The organism is Streptomyces sp. MMG1533 (genome assembly GCF_001279775.1).
Classification (GTDB): Bacteria; Actinomycetota; Actinomycetes; order Streptomycetales; family Streptomycetaceae; genus Streptomyces.
Genome location: NZ_LGDG01000215.1, coordinates 37,137 through 52,868, shown reverse-complemented (window position 1 = coordinate 52,868; position 15,732 = coordinate 37,137). Strand labels below are relative to the sequence as shown.

The following is a 15,732-nucleotide window of genomic DNA, read 5'->3' as shown; positions in this document are numbered from 1 at the left end:
GTCGGTGACCTGGCGCTGCAGCACCATCAGTGGTCGGGCGTCAGAGTGGTCGGTGGGCCGGCGGTGACGCCGCCGTCCAGGACGAACTCCGTGCCGGTGGAGTAGGTGGCGTCGGCGGCGATGAAGAGCACCATGCGGGCGACCTCCTCGGGCTCACCGAACCGGGGGAGGGGCTGCGCGGCCGTGAAGGAGTCGTCGAAGTCGGCTGTCATCGCGGTGCGCACAGCACCGGGATGGACCGAGCAGACACGGGTCCCGTCCGGGGCCAGTTCCAATGCCGCGGCCTTGGTCAGTCCGCGCAGTCCCCACTTGCTGGCCACATAGGCTCCGATACCTGCGTAGCCGGTGATGCCGGCGAGTGAGGAGATGTTCACGATCACGCCTCCACCCGCCCGACGAAGGGAAGGGGCAGCCGTGCGCATGCCCAGCCAGGCGCCCTGGAGGTTGACGTCGATGACGCGGCGGAAGGATTCGAGAGGCTGTTCCTCGATGGTTCCCCATTCGAGGATGCCAGCGTTGTTGACCAGCACCGAGACGGGGCCTAGTTCCCGCTCCGTCTCCGCCACCACCGTCTGCCAGTCGTTCTCGGCGCTGACGTCCAGGTGCGCATACCGGGCAGGGCCACCGAGTTCGGCCGCCAGTTTTTCTCCTTCGATGTCGAGGACATCGGCGACCGTCACAGCCGCGCCTTCCGCGGCGAACAGACGTGCCACGGCGGCCCCGATCCCTCTGGCTCCACCGGTGACGATCGCCACTCGCTCGTTGAGACGTCCCATCACGACCTCCTGAACCGATGGTCGACGAAGACTCGCCGGGGAATGACAGGTCGGTCAGGAGGTCGCGCAGACGACCTCGACGAAGTGGCCCACTTGGTCCTCGGGAAGGTGACGTGCGAGGTCCGCCTCGCTGATCATGCCGACGAGGCGATGATTGTCGGTCACCGGCAGCCGACGGATCCTGTGCTCCTTCATGGTGTGCAGGACCTGGTCGGCATCGGCCTTGGCATCGATCGTGATCGGTTTGCCCTGTTCCAGCTGGCCGGCGGTCATGGTCCTGGGGTCCTTGCCCCTGGCGAGACACTTCACCACGATGTCGCGGTCGGTGATGATCCCGTGGAGCCGGTCGTCCTCCCCGCAGATCGGCAGGGCCCCCACGTCCAGTTCCTTCATCCTGCGCGCCGCGTCCTGAAGTGTTTCGCTCTCCTGTACGCAGGTGGCACCGGCGTGCATGATCTCCTGGGCAGTCGTCATGGTCGTGTCCTTCCGGCGTCGTTGTCGGCGCGGGAGGAACTCGTGGAGTGTGACCCGCCCCGGCCGGTCTCGTCCTCAAGACCAGTGTCGGCTGCTCACTTCCCCTGCGCATGCCGGGGAACAGACGGCCACGTCACCGCGTGGCGGTGCGCTCGCCGACGTCCCAGGCCGCCGGTGGGCCGCCGCGCGGCGGGCGTTCCGGTCTCAGTCGCGTCTGGAGCCGCATGACGACATGGCCGAGGCCGGACAGGGCACAGGCGATCACCAGATCGGTGGGAGACAGAGGCTCCGTACCCAGCAGGTCCTGGAGGGGCGGCAGGTAGACGCCGGCTGCCTGAAGACTCAGTGCCGTTCCTACCGCGATCAGCAGGAACGGGTTGGCCAGGCTGCCCGGGCGTGCCCGGGAGCCGAGTGCCATGCCGAGCTGGGTCGCCCCGAGCACCAGGAAGATCATGGACTGCCAGGGGCGTCCGGTCTCCCGTGCCCAGATGCCGGCCGCGAGCGTCACCGTGGCGATGAAGGCGCCCATGAACAGGATCCGCGGCCACAGGCCGGCGCCCAGCACACTCTCCGCGGGCGGCCGAGGCGGGTGGCGCATCGTGTCCGGAGCGACGGGCTCCGCACCGAGGGCGACGCCGGGTAGGCCGTGTGTGAGCAGGTTGATCCACAGGATCTGTGCGGGCAGGAGCGGCAGAGGCATCCCCAGGAAGGGGCCGAGGAGCATGACCAGGATCTCCGCCGTCCCACCGGCGAGTGCGTAGAGCAGGAACCGTCGTACGTTCGCGTAGACCCGGCGTCCCTCCTCGACGGCGGCCACGATCGTGGCAGGGTTGTCGTCGGCCAGCACCAGATCGGCCGCCTGGCGTGCCACCTCGGTGCCGCGCCGCCCCATGGCGACACCGATGTCGGCCTGACGCAACGCCGGACCGTCGTTGACGCCGTCACCCGTCATCGCCACCACGTGCCCGGCCTCGCGCCACGCCTGGACGATGTCCAGCTTCTGCTCGGGAGTGGTGCGGGCGTAGACCCGCACACCCGTCAGGTCACCCGCCGTGCCCTCCCGGATCCGGTCCCCTGTGGTGACCTGCTCGTCCCGGGTGGCGATGCCGAGGCGATCGGCCACCGCCCGTGCGGTCAGTGGGTGGTCACCGGTGATCAGCACGGGGATGATGCCGGCCCGTTTGCAGGCGGTGATGGTCGGCTCCGAGGCGTTGCGGGGCGGGTCCAGGATGCCGACGAGGCCGAGGAGCGACAGGCCGGATTCCCAGGTCGGGGGCTGTGGTGCCGTGGCCTCGTGGTCGGCCGAGGCGACGGCGAGCACGCGGTACCCGTGGCGGGCCAGCGTCTCCGAGCGTGCTGCCGCTCGGGCGACCGCCTCGGGATCGTCGGACAGAATGCGCGGGCGGAGTACGGATTCCGGCGCTCCCTTGCACACGACCCGAACTCCGCCCTCCGGCCGACGGTGCACGGTGGTCATGCGTTTGCGGTCGCTGTCGAACGGGATCTCCTCCACGCGCGGTAGTTCGCGGTCCAGTGCCGGCCTGTCCAGCCCGAGTCGGGCCCCGGCCACCAGCAGGGCGGCCTCGGTGGGATCGCCCAGCGCGCTCCATTCCGGGGAGTGGTCCGAAGGGGGCTGCAGCGCCGCGTCATTGCACAGCATCGCGGCCCGCAGCAACGCCGCCAGGTCGGGCGCCTCGCCCGGGGTCATGGTCTCGCCGCCGCGTACGGCCCGGCCCTCGGGCGCGTAGCCGGTCCCCACGACGGTCGCCTCGCCGACGGACGTCGTCCACAGATGTTCGGCGGCCATCCGGCCCTCGGTCAGGGTGCCGGTCTTGTCGGTGGCGATCACGGTCACCGAGCCCAGTGTCTCCACCGCGGGCAGTCTGCGGACGATGGCGTGCCGGTCCGCCATGCGCCGCGCTCCCAGAGCGAGAGCGAGCGTCACCACGGCCGGGAGGGACTCCGGAACGGCAGCGACGGCAAGACTGATCGCCGCCACGATCATCAGCTCCACGGGCTGTCCACGCACCAGCCCGAGGGCGAGCACGACCGTGCACAGTGCGACGGTGAGGTAGCCGAGCATGAGGACGTCGGCCTGTTTGGACGCCTTGTAGCGGTTGACCGTGTCGCCCTCCGCCTCCAGGATCCGGTCCAGCCGCCGGATGTCGTCGTAGCGCGTTCGGTAGGCGTCCCAGTCCAGCTCGGCCAGATCGTCGTAGCCCTCGAACTGGCTGATCACGCCACGGTGGAACGGCACCCACAACCGTCGGGAGATCTCCTCCCACTTGGGGGGTCGCCGTCGTCCAGCCGGATGCGATCGCGCAGTTCCTTCCGGCGCCAGGCGGGAAGGCGCCGCAGGAGGTCCAGGGCGCGGCCGAGCACCCAGGCGGCGGTGACGTTGGTGTACGTGTTGTCCGCCAGCCCCGGCAGGGCGGCGCCCGGGTAGGCGTCGTGGTACTCGTCGGGGCCGACGACTCCGCGGATGTGGTGGCGCTCCGTCTCGGGGTCGAAGGCCGCGAGGTCTGCCCAGAAGCGGGCGATCTGCAGCAGCATCTCCGCGCCTCTGGTGTGCAGGAACTCGGTGTCGCCGGTGGCCTCGCAGTACTGCCACACGTTGTAGGCGATTGCCGAGCCCACGTGGTGCTGGAGCCGGGAGTGGTCCGGCAGCCAGCGCCCCGAGTGGGGGTCGAGATGCCACTCCTGGGTCTCCTCGCGGCCGTCGCTGCCGCTCTGCCAGGGGTACATCGCCCCGCTCCGGCCGATCGCGGCGGCGGCCCGGCAGGCCCGTGGGAGGCGCCGGTACCGGTAGTTCAGGAGGGCCCGGGAGACCTCGGGGAAGTGCAGGTTGAGGTACGGCAGGACGAACAGCTCGTCCCAGAAGACGTGGCCCCGGTACGCCTCGCCGCGCAGCCCCCGGGCGGGGACGCCCACGTCCAGGTCCGCCGTGTGCGGTGACAGCGTCTGCAGGAGGTGGAAGAGGTGGAAGCGCAGTACGCGCCCGGACTGAGCAGGCACCTGGATCTCCGCGCGCCGCCACAACCGCTCCCAGGCCGCGACATGGGAGTTCAGCAGGCCCGCGAAGTCCGCCGCCGAGGACAACCGGTCGACCGCCGCCTCGAGAGGTCGCTGATCGCCGTGTCGCGTGAGGTGTGCAGCGCGACGGTCTTCTCCACGGCGACGGGACGGCCGGGAGTGAGTGGGAGCACCAGACGGTGAACGGCACGGTGGCGGGCTGGGCGGAGCTCCCATGAGGCCGGTGGCCGTTCGGTGACGACCGCCCGGGCGGCCATGGCGACGCTGATGTCGGAGGTGGTGGTCCGGCAGGTCAGCCAGACGCTGTGGGGGGCCCGCGTCCCGGTCCGCACCTGGGTCAGCTGGTGGCGGTTGAGGGCACGGTAGCGGTGCACATTGCCGTTGGTCACCTCGCCGTCGAGGCAGGACTCGATCTCGACCTGCCCCGACCAGTCCTCGGCGGTGAAGACCGTCCGTAGTGCGGCCAGATGAGGATCACCCATGTGCACCAGGCGGGTCTGCTCGACAGCGACCACACCTGCCCTCTCGTCCCGGTGGCGGAAGGTACGGGTGAGCGTGGCGCGGCGCAGATCCAGGGTGTGCCGGTGGTCCAGGAGGGTGCGCGGATGCGGGGAGAACCACGGGCCCCACGCACCCTCGGCGCGGCGCAGGCGGAACCGCAGGAGCAGCCAGTTCGGGAGGTTGACCAGGTCTTCGTTCGCCACCTGTCGTCCCGCTACGGTCGACTCCGGGCGGTTGTGGCATCCGGCCGCGTAGGTTCCCGGGTAGTGCACCAGGCCCGCCCGGCACTCCGGCACCGCGCCTCTTGTGGCGAAGTAGCCGTTGCCGAGCGTGCAGAGCGATTCCCGCAGCCGTTCGGCAGCGAGGTCGTATCCCTTCCACTCCCACGTCCACTCCGACATCCGTCGCCCCCTCAGTTCGGAAGTCGTGGGAGCGGGGCCTGCACGGCGAACCTCAGACCCGATGAGGGACGACGGCGACCGGCACCACGACCCGGCCAAGGGACCCCCGAAGGTTGCGCTCCTCGCCTCGGACGACGATGACCGGGCACATGGCGCGAGCCGCCACCGTGAGGCTGACCGACCCCAGCAGTAGCCCGGCGACCTCGCCGCGCCCACGAACTCCTGTGACAAGGGCGAACGCCTCGGACCCCGCCCGAAGCAGCGTGGACACCGCATCGGCGGCCAATACGTCGCCCGATACCTTCACCTCGGGGTCGCGAAGCCGGGCGCGTTCCGCGCAGGAGGCGACGATGTTCTGCGCCATGACCTCTCCGGCGGGGTGATCGGTGCTGAAGGAAGGCCGGACTCTTTCGTAACGCTCCCAGAAGAAGGCATGGACGAGCCGCAGCGGCAGGCCGTGGCGGGCCGCTTCGTCCACCGCCCAGTCGACCGCCAGCAGACTGGATTCCGATCCGTCGACGCCCACGACCAGCGGGAGTTCCATCGGGGCCACCGCCTTCCGTCCCGTTGCTGACAGACCCTCTGCGAATACCGTCGCACCGCCCGCGCGCCGCCGCGACATTCGGGCGGGCGCTCGGACCGGGTGGCCGTCGCCGGGTTGCGGTGCGTCGGGTCGCGACGACGCTGGAGACGTACGGCCCGACCAACCACCGGGCGCTCCTCAAGCACCTGGGACATGCCTGAGACCCCGCACGTCGTGAGGGATGCGATGACCTTCCCCGCGGTAGCCGTCCGGCGCGCCACGCCCCAGATCAGCATCTGTTTGAGCTCGCCGAGAGGGGGCGGTGACCGCCGAGGAGCACATGACCGCTCCCAGGGTTACGGTCCACCTGACGTCTGGGCGTGGACCCCGGCCGTGGACAGTCCAGGGTCAGGCTTCGATGTCGAGTACCTCCGGCACAGGGCGGCGTGGCGTGCCGGGACCGTTGGGGCCGTAGCCCAGGCGCAGCAGGACCTGTGTGTAGCCCGTCCCGGTCATCGGGTCGCGCACTGGCCAGCGCAGGTCCGTCCATTCGAGAGGCTGGGTCACGAAGGAGTTGGCGAGGCCCTCGCGGGTGGCCGGCAGCAGGACGCGTTCCATCGCCTGGCCGGCGCGGAGCCAGTCCTCCGGGCGGTCGTGATCCGTGCTGATGAGAGCCGGCTGAGGGTTCTGCTCGAAGTCCACCGCGTCACGTCCCGCCACCTGCCGGGGGCCCGCGAAGTCGCGCATGGGCGCCTTGCCCCCGAGCTTGCGCGGCCCGAAGGCGTAGTGCGGGACTCCGTCGTCGGCCGTGCTCACCGACGGGGCGTCGATACGCGTCCACCGGGCCAGGTCCTGGTCGCTGCCGCGGTCGGTGATGTTGCGTGCCTCGGCTTCCTGAACCAGTTCCAGCACTTCCCACAGATGCCATGAGTCGGGGAACGTCAATGCCGCTCCCTCAACGCGAGCACTCGCGGCGAGAGTCTCCCGCACGGCCTCGGGGATCTGTCTCTCCTCGAACGGGTAGCGGCTGCTGTGCCGTTGGCGGATCGCCGGATACAGCGCGCCGAGGCCGCTCACACCGTTCGTACGGCCGGCCAACTGCACGCTCGCGAGGAGTGCCCGGTCGGTGAGGTCGGGCAGTAGCCGGGTTTTCGGGTGCCAGCCCTCGTGGACGATGGCGGCCCTCAGGTTCAACAGGGCGGCACCGCAGCCGAGATGAAGGCCGCGGTCATCGGGGTCGGAGTGCGGCATGGCGCGCTCGAAGTCGGCCCACACCTCGAAAGCGCGGCTGCGCCGGAGATAACGGAAGCGCCAGGGCTGCACGTTGTGCATCGACGGCGCGGCCACCGCGTCGTGTACCACGGCGGCCACCCAGTCGTCGGACGGTGCTGGCTGGCTCATCGGAACACCCTTCGAGAGCCGTCGGGACCGGGAGCGCTCTTCCGTGGCCGGCGACTGCCTGGTCATTCATCGGCTGGAGTGATGCGGCGGCCCGTGAGGTGTGTGGGCCGGATCGACACCCACATCTCGCGTTCACCGCCCGGCCACGGCGTGGTGTGGGCGTGTTCGGTGAGTCTGCGCACGGTGTCGGGCTCCGTCACGACGCTCGCGGGGCCGACGGCGAGGACGCTCCAGCCCTGGCTGAGGGCCTCGTCCATGTGATCGACCTCGAAGGCGACCTCGGTTCCGACGGCTGCCGCGGGTGTGAGGTTCGGCGCGGTCCGGAAGACGATCGCGTCATCGATGACGTCGTAGTTGACCGGCACGACCGCCGGGCGGCCGCCGGACGCCGACACCGCGACGCGCCCCACGCCGTGGGTGGAGAGCAAGGTGCGGCATTCCTCCGGGCCGATGTCCCGCAGCTGAGGATGCAGCAGTGCCTGTCCGTGGCCGGGTGGCAGATCCATTCCTCCTCCGCGCAGCGTGGTGACGGTGGTGCCCAGCGCGTCGGCCAGCCTGATGAGGGTCGCCATACTCGGGTCGGCAGGCTGTTCCTCCAGGTAATCCAGATAGCCGGAGGCCATGCCGGCGCGGCGGGCCGTCTCCTCTCGGCTGAGGTTCTGTCTCCGGCGTTCGACGGCCACGCGTCGGCCGATGTCACCGGGGCCGGGTGCCCTGGGCGGCATGTCCTCCGCCATTGCCGTGTCGGGGCCGGAGGGGGCGCGGGTGCTCGCGGGCTGTCCGTGTTCGAGATGGCGGATGTGCGCGTCGGGCCCGGGGAACACGAGCGTCACTTCGTCCGTGTCCGACCAGCGCACGTCGTAAGGAGGCGTTCCGTCCTCGTGATGGAGTCCGACGATCTCGCCGTCGCGCTTGGCGGCGCCGGGCGTCGTGCGTTCGATGACGAGTTGGTCGCCGAGGTGAGCTCTCATGACGCCGCCCTCTCCTCAGAGTGGTGCTGTATCCAACGTGCCACGCGCGACGGGCGGCCGCACGGGACCGATCAGCCGGAGACCACGCCGCCCGGCTCCGCACGGCCGTCGCCCCGCTCAGCCGGTGATCTCGATACGCTGAGCCTTGCCCTTCTCGGTCTTGGGGACCTTCACCGTGAGAACTCCGTTGTTCAGATCCGCGCTGATGTGCTCGGTGTCGGAGTTCGGCGGCAGAATCGTGCGGTAGTCGAACTGGCCGACGTGACGGGTCTGCCGGCGGACCGTCCCGGGGTGTTCTTTCTCCCTGATCTCACCGTGGATATCGAGTTCGCCTTCGGCGACCTCCACGGTGATCTGCTCCTTGTCCACTCCGGGCAACTCCAGTTCCACCAGGTAGGCGTCCGCGGTGTCCTCGATGTCGGCCAGGGGTGCCCATGGCTCGGCCGCCCCGAACCCGGGGAAGCCGCCACTGGGAAAGGCGGCGTGCATGAGCTGGTCGACCCTGGTACGCAGGTCCTCCAGCTCCCGCAGGGCTGCCGGAAGCCCGCTTCTGCTGTGTCGTGCGGGATGTGTCATGGCTGATCCCTCCTTGACTTCTGCCTTGGGGTCGCTGTGTCGCCGTCGGTCACGTGGGCCACCCGGCGACCTCTCGGCCGTGTGGCTGCGGTGCGCCCATGCCCTCGATGTCGCGCTCGGCGGTCTTCAGCAGCTGCCTGGCCAGGTTGTTCATGGCCCGGCCCGCTGCCAGTTCGTCACCGATCTCCGGCACGTTCGAGTCCACCGGATGGCAGTGTGCGGTCCCGTGACCGGTGAGTTCTGTGGTGCCGGTGTCCAGGGTCAGATGGGCCTTCGTAGTTCCCGTGTCGTCCTCGAACAGATGAAGACGAACCCTCCATTCCAACGTATGCGGCATCGCTTTCCTCCTCACCTCGGTACGGACCGATGCGATCCTGATGGGACTCGTTCTGGGACTTGGGGCCGTGCGGAGGCGGCTGCCATCTGGTCCTCGATGCGTTGCCGGACGCGGGCCGTGAGGACGCTCAGTCGCTCGGAGGTTGTCGCCCGGGGCGCGACGGGCGCTCGGATCCGGCGGGCGGCCGAGGGCAGCTCTCCCAGGTCCGCGGCGAGTCTGGCCCGGCACTCGTCGAGCGTGGGCCGCCTGCCGGTGCGCCGCCCGTTCCGCATCACCGTCTCCAGCAGCGGAACGCCGTCGGCGGGGGGCTGCTCGTGGGCGAGAGCGATCTCGTCGGCGCAGCCCGGGCGGCGGAACACCTGCTTGCGGCCGGGCGCCGTCACCTTCGCCGACGAGAGCTTCATCATCGGGCGGCCGTCGAACTCGACCAGCTTGTAGGCGGAGTCCAGGTACGGCGCGTCGGCCGACACGCCGACACGGGTGCCCACGGCGTACGTGTCGATCGGTGCTCCGGAGCGCACGAGGTCGTCCACGGCGTACTCGTCGAGACCACCACTGGCGACGATCCGCACGTCCGGCAGCCCCGCGTCGTCAAGGACCGACCGGGCCCGTACCGCCAGGTCCCCGAGGTCACCGCTGTCCAGCCGCACGGCGGAGCCGGGGCCGCGGTCCAGGTTCCGCAGGACGCGTGCCGCGACGCGGACGCCTTCCTCCGTGTCGTAGGTGTCCACCAGCAGGGTCACCGGACCGGGGTGGCACCGTGCGAAGGCGCGGAACGCGTCCTCCTCCGAGGCGAACGCCTCCACGAAGGAGTGGGCCATCGTGCCGACGGCGGGGATGCCCTCAGCGGTGGCCGCCGCCACGTTGCTCGTACCAGCGAAGCCGGCCATCGCACCCAGACGAGCGGCCTGGAACCCCGCCTGCGGACCGTGGGTGCGCCGCAGGGAGAAGTCGACGACCGGGTGACCAGCCGCCGCAAGCACGCAGCGTGCGGCCTTCGAAGAGATCGCCGTCTGATGGCTGAGTCGGTTCAGCACATACGACTCGACCAACTGCGCTTGCGGAAGTGGTGCGGTCACCTCCAGCAGCGGCTCACCCGCGAATACGATCCGCCCCTCCGGGACCGCCCGCACCTGGCCGGTGAACGTCAGGCCGAGCAGCGGCTCCAGGTCCCCTGGCGGCCTGTGCAGCGCGGAAGCGAAGGCGTCGACGTCCTCGTGGCCGACATGAAAGCCGGCCAGGTAGTCGAGTGCCGACTCGAGCCCCGCCGCCACCAGGAAGCCGCGTTCAGGGGGCAGGTTGCGGACGAAGAGGCTGAACGTCGCCTGGCCGGTCATCTCCTCCCGCAGGTAGGACATGGCCATCGTGACTTCGTACAGATCGGTGGTCGTCGCATCCGACATCGGTGTCACCTCCTGGGGTTCCGTCCGGCCTCCTGCTCGTCACCGGCGGAAGCGCGCGGACCACTGCGGTTCCACCAGGTCCCACTCGGCGTCCCACTGCGCATACCTTCTCCGGTCCACGATCAGGCGCATGCCCGCCCAGGCCGCGCAGGACCCGGCGGCCACGCCGAACGCCGCCATGGCGCCCACCATCCAGCCACTGCTCGTCGCATTGAGAGTGCTCGTCGGCGGACTGGTGACGGTTTCCTCCCGCGTCACCCACACACGCACGGTGGCGCCTTTGGGAGTTCCCGGCTTCACGAGGGCCGCTCCCGTTCGCACGACACCGTGGGTGTCGGTCCAGCGGACCTGAGCCGGTCGCTTCGCCCATCCCTCGTCGCTCTGGACGCCCGCTGTCAGTCGGGCGGTGACCTGATGCCGTTCCGCCGCCTGGGCTCGCACGGTGCCCATCGACGCCTCGTACGCCGTCAGCCCCGCGCTGACCGCGGCGGCCGGCAGCCCGAGGACGAGAACGACCATCAGGACGCGGCGGAACCAGCATTCGAACCTGTCGGACGTACGTCGCAGGGAGTTCGCGCCCTTGTGCGCGTGATCGCCGCGCCGGGACGGGCCGGATGCATATGGCGAACCTTGTGCGCTCATGAGTCGGCCTCCAGCATCTCGCTGGTCCGTCCCCACCACCAGCTCCCACAGTCGACCGGCAGCGGGCTCGCGGCACAGGGCCGAAAGTCCCTGTAGGGCCGGTTTCCGGCCCAGGTTTCCGCCGGATGCCGACCTGGTCCCTCGCCGCAGACCCGGGTCATGTCGGTCACACCTGGGGAACGACCGCGACGGGACACGGCGCGTGATGCAGGAGTGCGTGATTGATCAAGCCCAGCTGTAGGCCCGGGTGGCCCTGCCGCCTGCGTGCGCCGACGACCAGCAGGTCCGCCTCCGATGCCGCGTCCAGCAGCGCTCGGCGGGCCGGGCCCTCGATGACCATTGGGCTCACCCGGGCGTCGCGATACGGCTCCGCAAGGCCGCGCAGGGCGGAATCGAGGACCTGGGACGGCGGGCGCCGATGGGCCTCCATGGCGTACCACGACGGAGCAGGCGCCGTGGTGAGAACCCTGGATGACGGATTCCAGGCGTGCACCGCCGTCAGCCGGCAGCTCCGCACGTGAGCCTCCCGCAACGCGAACTGCAAGGCGGTGCCGCTGCCCTCCCCCTCCTCGACACCGACGACGATGTTCCCGAACCGGCCGTCCCGGTGCGCCGCGGCACCGCGCACCACGACGACCGGGCAGTCCGCCCGGCCCGCCACTGCCAGGCCGGCCGCGCCCAGGAGCAGGTCGGCGAGGCCTCCGAGCCCTCTGGACCCGAGCACCTGCGCGAAGGCGTTGCGTCCCTTGTCGACGAGGGCAGCGGCGGCGTCCTCGTGCAGCACTTCGCTCGACAGCTGCGCCGTCGGAGCTCATTGCCTGGCACGTTCCGAGGCGGCACTGATCACGTCGGACGGCTCGCGGTCACCGGACGCCGCATGCACGAGGTGGAGCGGCACGCCGTGCCGGGCCGCCTCGGCGGCGGCCCAGTCCACCGCCTCCAGACTTGGTTCGGACCCATCGATGCCGACCACCAGGGGAATCGTCACCGCACCTGTCTCCTCTCGTGGCGGGTGTCACGTGCCTGCCCTCCCCTCTGTGGCTCCACATGCGCCGGGGAGGATATTGGGGTACTCCTCGAAGTACAGAAGCACTGCGCTCGGCATGTCGGCGACGTCCGGAGCATGCACGCCATCGGACTCATTCACCGTCACCCACCGTCGTATCCAGCTTCGTACGAGACGGAGGCCGCCGCCATGCAGCCAGTCATCACCGTGGGCCTCGACGGCTCACCCGAGAGCCTCGCCGCCGCCCGCTGGGCCGCCGACGAGGCCGACAAGCGCAAACTCACGCTGCGCCTGCTTCACGCGTGGCCACTGCTGGCGCCGGAACCGGCCCGCGTCCCTTCGGAAGTCGATCAGAACTACTGGGCGAAGCGCTTCGTCCACACCGCGCGCGCGGAACTGGAATCCAGCCACCCTGGTCTGACCATCATCGGGAGCCTGGTGGCCGAGGACGCCCGGAAGGCCCTGCTCCAGGCGGCGTCGGAATCCGAGCTGATCGTGCTCGGCTCACGGGGGCTGGACTCCGTCGGAAGCTACTTCCTGGGTGACGTCAGCATGCCGGTCGTTGCCCGGACGGAGCGGCCGGTGGTCCTGGTCCGCACCGGATACGGGACAGCGCAGCCGACGCCGGCGAGCCGTGTGGTCGTGGCTTTGAAACTCCACGGATCCAGCGACGAACTGCTCGACTTCGCCTTCCACACCGCCGCGGTCAGAGAGGTTCCGCTCCTGGCCGTGCACGGCCGAAGCGTGCCGCTCCACGCGCGCGTGCCCTGGGGCGTGGACCACGCCGTCACCGAAGAGATGACACGGGACGCGCAGCAGGAGTTGAGCAAGGCCCTCCACCGCTGGCGCGAGAAGTACCCGCAGGTGGACGCGGCCCACGCCATCCGGCTCGAGAATCCCGCGAAGGCCGTGGTGCATGCTGCCGAAGGCGCCGCGCTGCTCGTCGTCGGCCGGCGCATACACCGGCATGACGTGGCATCCCACCTGGGCCACGTGACCCATGCTGCCCTCCATCACGGGCGCTGCCCCGTCGCCGTCGTCCCTCATGACTGAGCCCGGCCACCACGGGCCACCGCCCCCGCGCGCGGGGGTGTGCGAGACCCATACCGCAATCGTGTTCTTCGCCGGAGACCGCGCCTACAAGGTCAAGAAACCGGTGGACCTGGGGTTCCTGGACTAGACCTCGCGCGCGGCGCGCCAGGACGCGTGCGAACGCGAAGTCGCTCTCAACCGCCGCTTCGCCCCCGACGTCTACCTGGGCCTGGGCGAGTTCCGCAGTCCCGACGCGGAGGCGCCCGAACCCCTCGTGGTGATGCGACGCATGCCCGCGGACCGGCGTCTCTCCCGCCTGGTACGAGAAGGGGCCGTCCTGGACGATGTCCTCCGGGCCGTCGCCCGGCACCTCGCCGCGTGGCACGCGGACGCGCCCCGCGGCCCGGACGTGGACGAGGGAGGGCACGCGGGACGCCCTGTCGTCGCGCTGGGAGGCCAGCTTCGCGCAGGTCCACGCGCTGGCCGACGACGGCTCCGTGCCCGAGGGGATGACGGAGACGGAACAACGGGTGCGCCGCTATCTCGCAGGCCGCGAGCGGCTGTTCGCGTCCCGTATCGAGCAAGGGCGCGTGGTCGACGGCCACGGTGACCTGCTCGCCGAGGACATCTTCTGCCTCGATGACGGCCCCGTGTCCTGGACTGCCTGGAGTTCGACGACCGGCTGCGCTACGTCGACGGCCTGGACGACGCCGCCTTCCTCGCCATGGACCTGGAACAGCTCGGCGCCCCGGAGGCCGCCTGCTACTTCCTCGCGCAGTACAGCGAGTACTCCGGTGATCCGGCGCCCGCGTCGCTGTGGCACCACTACGTCGCCTACCGCGCGTTCGTCCGTGCCAAGGTCTCCCTGATCCAGGCCCGTCAGGGCGCGCCAGGTGCGGAGACGGCGTCCCGCAGGCTGGTCTCGACGACGCTGCGCCACCTGCGCGCCTCCGCCGTCGGCCTGACCGTTGTCGGCGGGCTGCCGGGCAGCGGGAGTCCACCCTCTCCGGTGCGCTGGCCGACCGGCTGGGAGTCACCCTGCTCAGCAGCGACCGCGTCCGCAAGGAACTGGCGGGTATTCCCGCGGAGCAGTCCGCGGCGGCCGGCTACGGCGAAGGGCTGTACACACCCGAGTGGACGGCCAGGACCTACGCCACCCTCCTCGACCGGGCGGCGGCCCTGCTGTCCGCCGGCGAGTCCGTCGTCCTGGACGCCACCTGGTCCGACACGGCACAGCGTGAATCGGCACGGCTTGTGGCCGAACGCACCAGCGCCGACCTGGTTGCCCTGCACTGCCACGTCCCGGACGACGTGTCAGCGGGCCGCCTGAGCACGCGCGCCCCCGGCCCGTCCGACGCCGATCTCGACATCGCCACCGCCATGGCGGCCAGGGAACCCGCGTGGCCCGAGGCCGTCGCCGTCGACACCAGCGGCCCGTTGGAGTCCGCGGTCGCCCGGGCGCTGGCAGCCGTACGCCCCTGGGGCACCGGCCGGGCCCCGGTCTTCCGCCGCCCCGACATGGAGCCGGACTGACGGGAGACGCACGACGACGCGGCGGTCCGTGTTGCCGGGGTGTCCCGCCGGGGTGACCGTGGAGGTGGGGGAGCGAGGGAGTGAGTACCGTGCGAGCGCTCGTCTATCACGGCCCGGGGCACATCTCCTGGGACACCGCCCCGGACCCTGAGATGGAGGAGGCGACCGACGCGATCGTGCGCGTCGACGCCACCACCGTCTGCGGCAGTGATCTGCACATTCTGCGAGGAGACCTCCCTGAGGTGAAACCGGGGACGGTCCTCGGCCACGAGGCCGTGGGCGAGGTCTTGGAGGTCGGCCGTGATATTCACGGTCTGCGCCCCGGCCACGAGGTGATCGTGTCGTCCGTCTCGTCCTGCGGCCGCTGTCAGGCGTGCCGAGACACCATGCGCGGGCAATGCCGCGGGGGCGGTGGCTGGATCCTGGGAAACCAGATCAACGGAACCCAGGCCGAGTTCGTGCGGGTCCCCTTCGCCGACCACTCCACCCACCGACGGCCTCCCGCAGTCCCGCTCGACGACGCGCTTCTGCTCGCCGAGGTCCTCCCCACCGCCTACGAGGTAGGGGTACGGAACGGACACGTCGGCCCTGGGGATCTTGTCGTCGTGGTGGGCGCGGGTCCCGTCGGTCTCGCCACGGTCGCCGTCGCGCGGCTGTACTCACCCCGCCGGATCATCGTGGTGGACCTGTCCGACGCCCGGCTGGAAGCCGCCGCCCGCGCGGGGGCCGATGCCGCCGAAGTGCCGGGGAAGATGATCGCCGAGCTGTCCGAGGGACCGGGCGCCGACGTCGCCATCGAGGCATCGGGCGAACCGGACGGCTTCGTCCTGTGCACCCAGGCCGTCCGGGCGGGAGGGCACATCGCCAACATCGGGACGCACGGCAGACCGGCCACACTGCACCTCGAGTCCCTGTGGCGGAAGAACGTGACGATCAGCACCGGCCAGGTGGACACGTCCTCCACTCCGTGGCTGCTGGAGCTGCTGAGGTTCGGACGCCTGCCCGTCTCCCAACTGGTCAACCACACCCTCGGCCTCGACCGGATGGAGCACGCCTACGAGGTGTTCTCGCAGGGCGCCACCACTGGTGCCCTCAAGGTCGCGCTGCACCGGGAGTGAGAGAA

General features: G+C 70.5%; 11 protein-coding genes and 4 pseudogenes. 3 read left to right on the top strand and 12 right to left on the bottom strand.

Annotated elements, in window-relative coordinates; all coding sequences use genetic code 11:
- Window positions 1-26: 26 nt before the first annotated feature.
- The 12 genes and pseudogenes from ADK57_RS22910 to ADK57_RS22855 form a co-directional block, all read right to left on the bottom strand.
- On the bottom strand, window positions 27-776 hold the full coding sequence (locus tag ADK57_RS22910) for a glucose 1-dehydrogenase (RefSeq protein WP_053751390.1): 750 nt from the start codon (window positions 774-776) through the stop codon (window positions 27-29).
- A 54-nt stretch (window positions 777-830) separates the two neighbouring features.
- Window positions 831-1,250: a CBS domain-containing protein gene (locus ADK57_RS22905; RefSeq protein WP_053751389.1), complete on the bottom strand. Its 420-nt coding sequence runs from the start codon at window positions 1,248-1,250 to the stop codon at window positions 831-833.
- Between the two features lie 133 nt (window positions 1,251-1,383).
- Window positions 1,384-3,333: a cation-translocating P-type ATPase gene (locus ADK57_RS50575; protein WP_234390384.1), complete on the bottom strand. Its 1,950-nt coding sequence runs from the start codon at window positions 3,331-3,333 to the stop codon at window positions 1,384-1,386.
- Window positions 3,319-5,185, bottom strand: a pseudogene (locus tag ADK57_RS50570) (glycoside hydrolase family 65 protein); the annotation flags it as partial. The pseudogene ADK57_RS50570 and the gene ADK57_RS50575, both read right to left, overlap by 15 nt.
- A 76-nt stretch (window positions 5,186-5,261) precedes the next feature.
- A pseudogene (locus ADK57_RS22890) lies at window positions 5,262-5,729 on the bottom strand (universal stress protein); the annotation flags it as partial.
- A gap of 387 nt (window positions 5,730-6,116) precedes the next feature.
- On the bottom strand, window positions 6,117-7,109 hold the full coding sequence (locus ADK57_RS22885; RefSeq protein ID WP_053751387.1) for an Acg family FMN-binding oxidoreductase: 993 nt from the start codon (window positions 7,107-7,109) through the stop codon (window positions 6,117-6,119).
- A gap of 62 nt (window positions 7,110-7,171) precedes the next feature.
- The gene (locus tag ADK57_RS22880; protein WP_053751386.1) at window positions 7,172-8,080 is read right to left on the bottom strand and encodes a DUF1918 domain-containing protein; all 909 of its coding nucleotides are present in this window, start codon (window positions 8,078-8,080) and stop codon (window positions 7,172-7,174) included.
- 117 nt (window positions 8,081-8,197) lie between these two features.
- On the bottom strand, window positions 8,198-8,656 hold the full coding sequence (locus ADK57_RS22875; protein ID WP_053751385.1) for an Hsp20/alpha crystallin family protein: 459 nt from the start codon (window positions 8,654-8,656) through the stop codon (window positions 8,198-8,200).
- Window positions 8,657-8,705: 49 nt separating this feature from the next.
- Window positions 8,706-8,993 (bottom strand): DUF1876 domain-containing protein, encoded by a 288-nt coding sequence (locus ADK57_RS22870; RefSeq protein WP_053751384.1) that lies wholly within the window; start codon window positions 8,991-8,993, stop codon window positions 8,706-8,708.
- Window positions 8,994-9,004: 11 nt separating this feature from the next.
- Window positions 9,005-10,396 carry a nicotinate phosphoribosyltransferase gene (locus ADK57_RS22865; RefSeq protein ID WP_053751383.1) on the bottom strand — a complete coding sequence of 464 codons (1,392 nt, stop codon included), beginning with the start codon at window positions 10,394-10,396 and terminating at the stop codon, window positions 9,005-9,007.
- A gap of 39 nt (window positions 10,397-10,435) precedes the next feature.
- Window positions 10,436-11,038 (bottom strand): hypothetical protein, encoded by a 603-nt coding sequence (locus ADK57_RS22860; protein WP_053751382.1) that lies wholly within the window; start codon window positions 11,036-11,038, stop codon window positions 10,436-10,438.
- 166 nt (window positions 11,039-11,204) lie between these two features.
- Window positions 11,205-12,026, bottom strand: a pseudogene (locus tag ADK57_RS22855) (universal stress protein).
- A 207-nt stretch (window positions 12,027-12,233) separates the two neighbouring features.
- Here ADK57_RS22855 and ADK57_RS22850 point away from each other — a divergent pair.
- The 3 genes and pseudogenes from ADK57_RS22850 (at window position 12,234) to ADK57_RS22840 (ending at window position 15,727) form a co-directional block, all read left to right on the top strand.
- The gene (locus ADK57_RS22850; RefSeq protein WP_053751381.1) at window positions 12,234-13,097 is read left to right on the top strand and encodes a universal stress protein; all 864 of its coding nucleotides are present in this window, start codon (window positions 12,234-12,236) and stop codon (window positions 13,095-13,097) included.
- Window positions 13,090-14,609 (top strand): annotated as a pseudogene (locus ADK57_RS22845) (AAA family ATPase). Before ADK57_RS22850 ends, ADK57_RS22845 begins: the two are co-directional and overlap by 8 nt.
- 89 nt (window positions 14,610-14,698) lie before the next feature.
- A complete protein-coding gene (locus ADK57_RS22840) occupies window positions 14,699-15,727 on the top strand; it encodes an alcohol dehydrogenase catalytic domain-containing protein (RefSeq protein WP_053751380.1) in 1,029 nt (342 codons plus the stop codon).
- The last annotated feature ends 5 nt before the right edge of the window (window positions 15,728-15,732 follow it).

Coding starts and splice junctions, on each gene's coding strand:
- ADK57_RS22910 (WP_053751390.1), bottom strand. CDS start 776: ATGGGACGTCTCAACGAGCGAGTGGCGATCGTCACCGGTGGAGCCAGA.
- ADK57_RS22905 (WP_053751389.1), bottom strand. CDS start 1,250: ATGACGACTGCCCAGGAGATCATGCACGCCGGTGCCACCTGCGTACAG.
- ADK57_RS50575 (WP_234390384.1), bottom strand. CDS start 3,333: ATGCTCGGCTACCTCACCGTCGCACTGTGCACGGTCGTGCTCGCCCTC.
- ADK57_RS22885 (WP_053751387.1), bottom strand. CDS start 7,109: ATGAGCCAGCCAGCACCGTCCGACGACTGGGTGGCCGCCGTGGTACAC.
- ADK57_RS22880 (WP_053751386.1), bottom strand. CDS start 8,080: ATGAGAGCTCACCTCGGCGACCAACTCGTCATCGAACGCACGACGCCC.
- ADK57_RS22875 (WP_053751385.1), bottom strand. CDS start 8,656: ATGACACATCCCGCACGACACAGCAGAAGCGGGCTTCCGGCAGCCCTG.
- ADK57_RS22870 (WP_053751384.1), bottom strand. CDS start 8,993: ATGCCGCATACGTTGGAATGGAGGGTTCGTCTTCATCTGTTCGAGGAC.
- ADK57_RS22865 (WP_053751383.1), bottom strand. CDS start 10,396: ATGTCGGATGCGACGACCACCGATCTGTACGAAGTCACGATGGCCATG.
- ADK57_RS22860 (WP_053751382.1), bottom strand. CDS start 11,038: ATGAGCGCACAAGGTTCGCCATATGCATCCGGCCCGTCCCGGCGCGGC.
- ADK57_RS22850 (WP_053751381.1), top strand. CDS start 12,234: ATGCAGCCAGTCATCACCGTGGGCCTCGACGGCTCACCCGAGAGCCTC.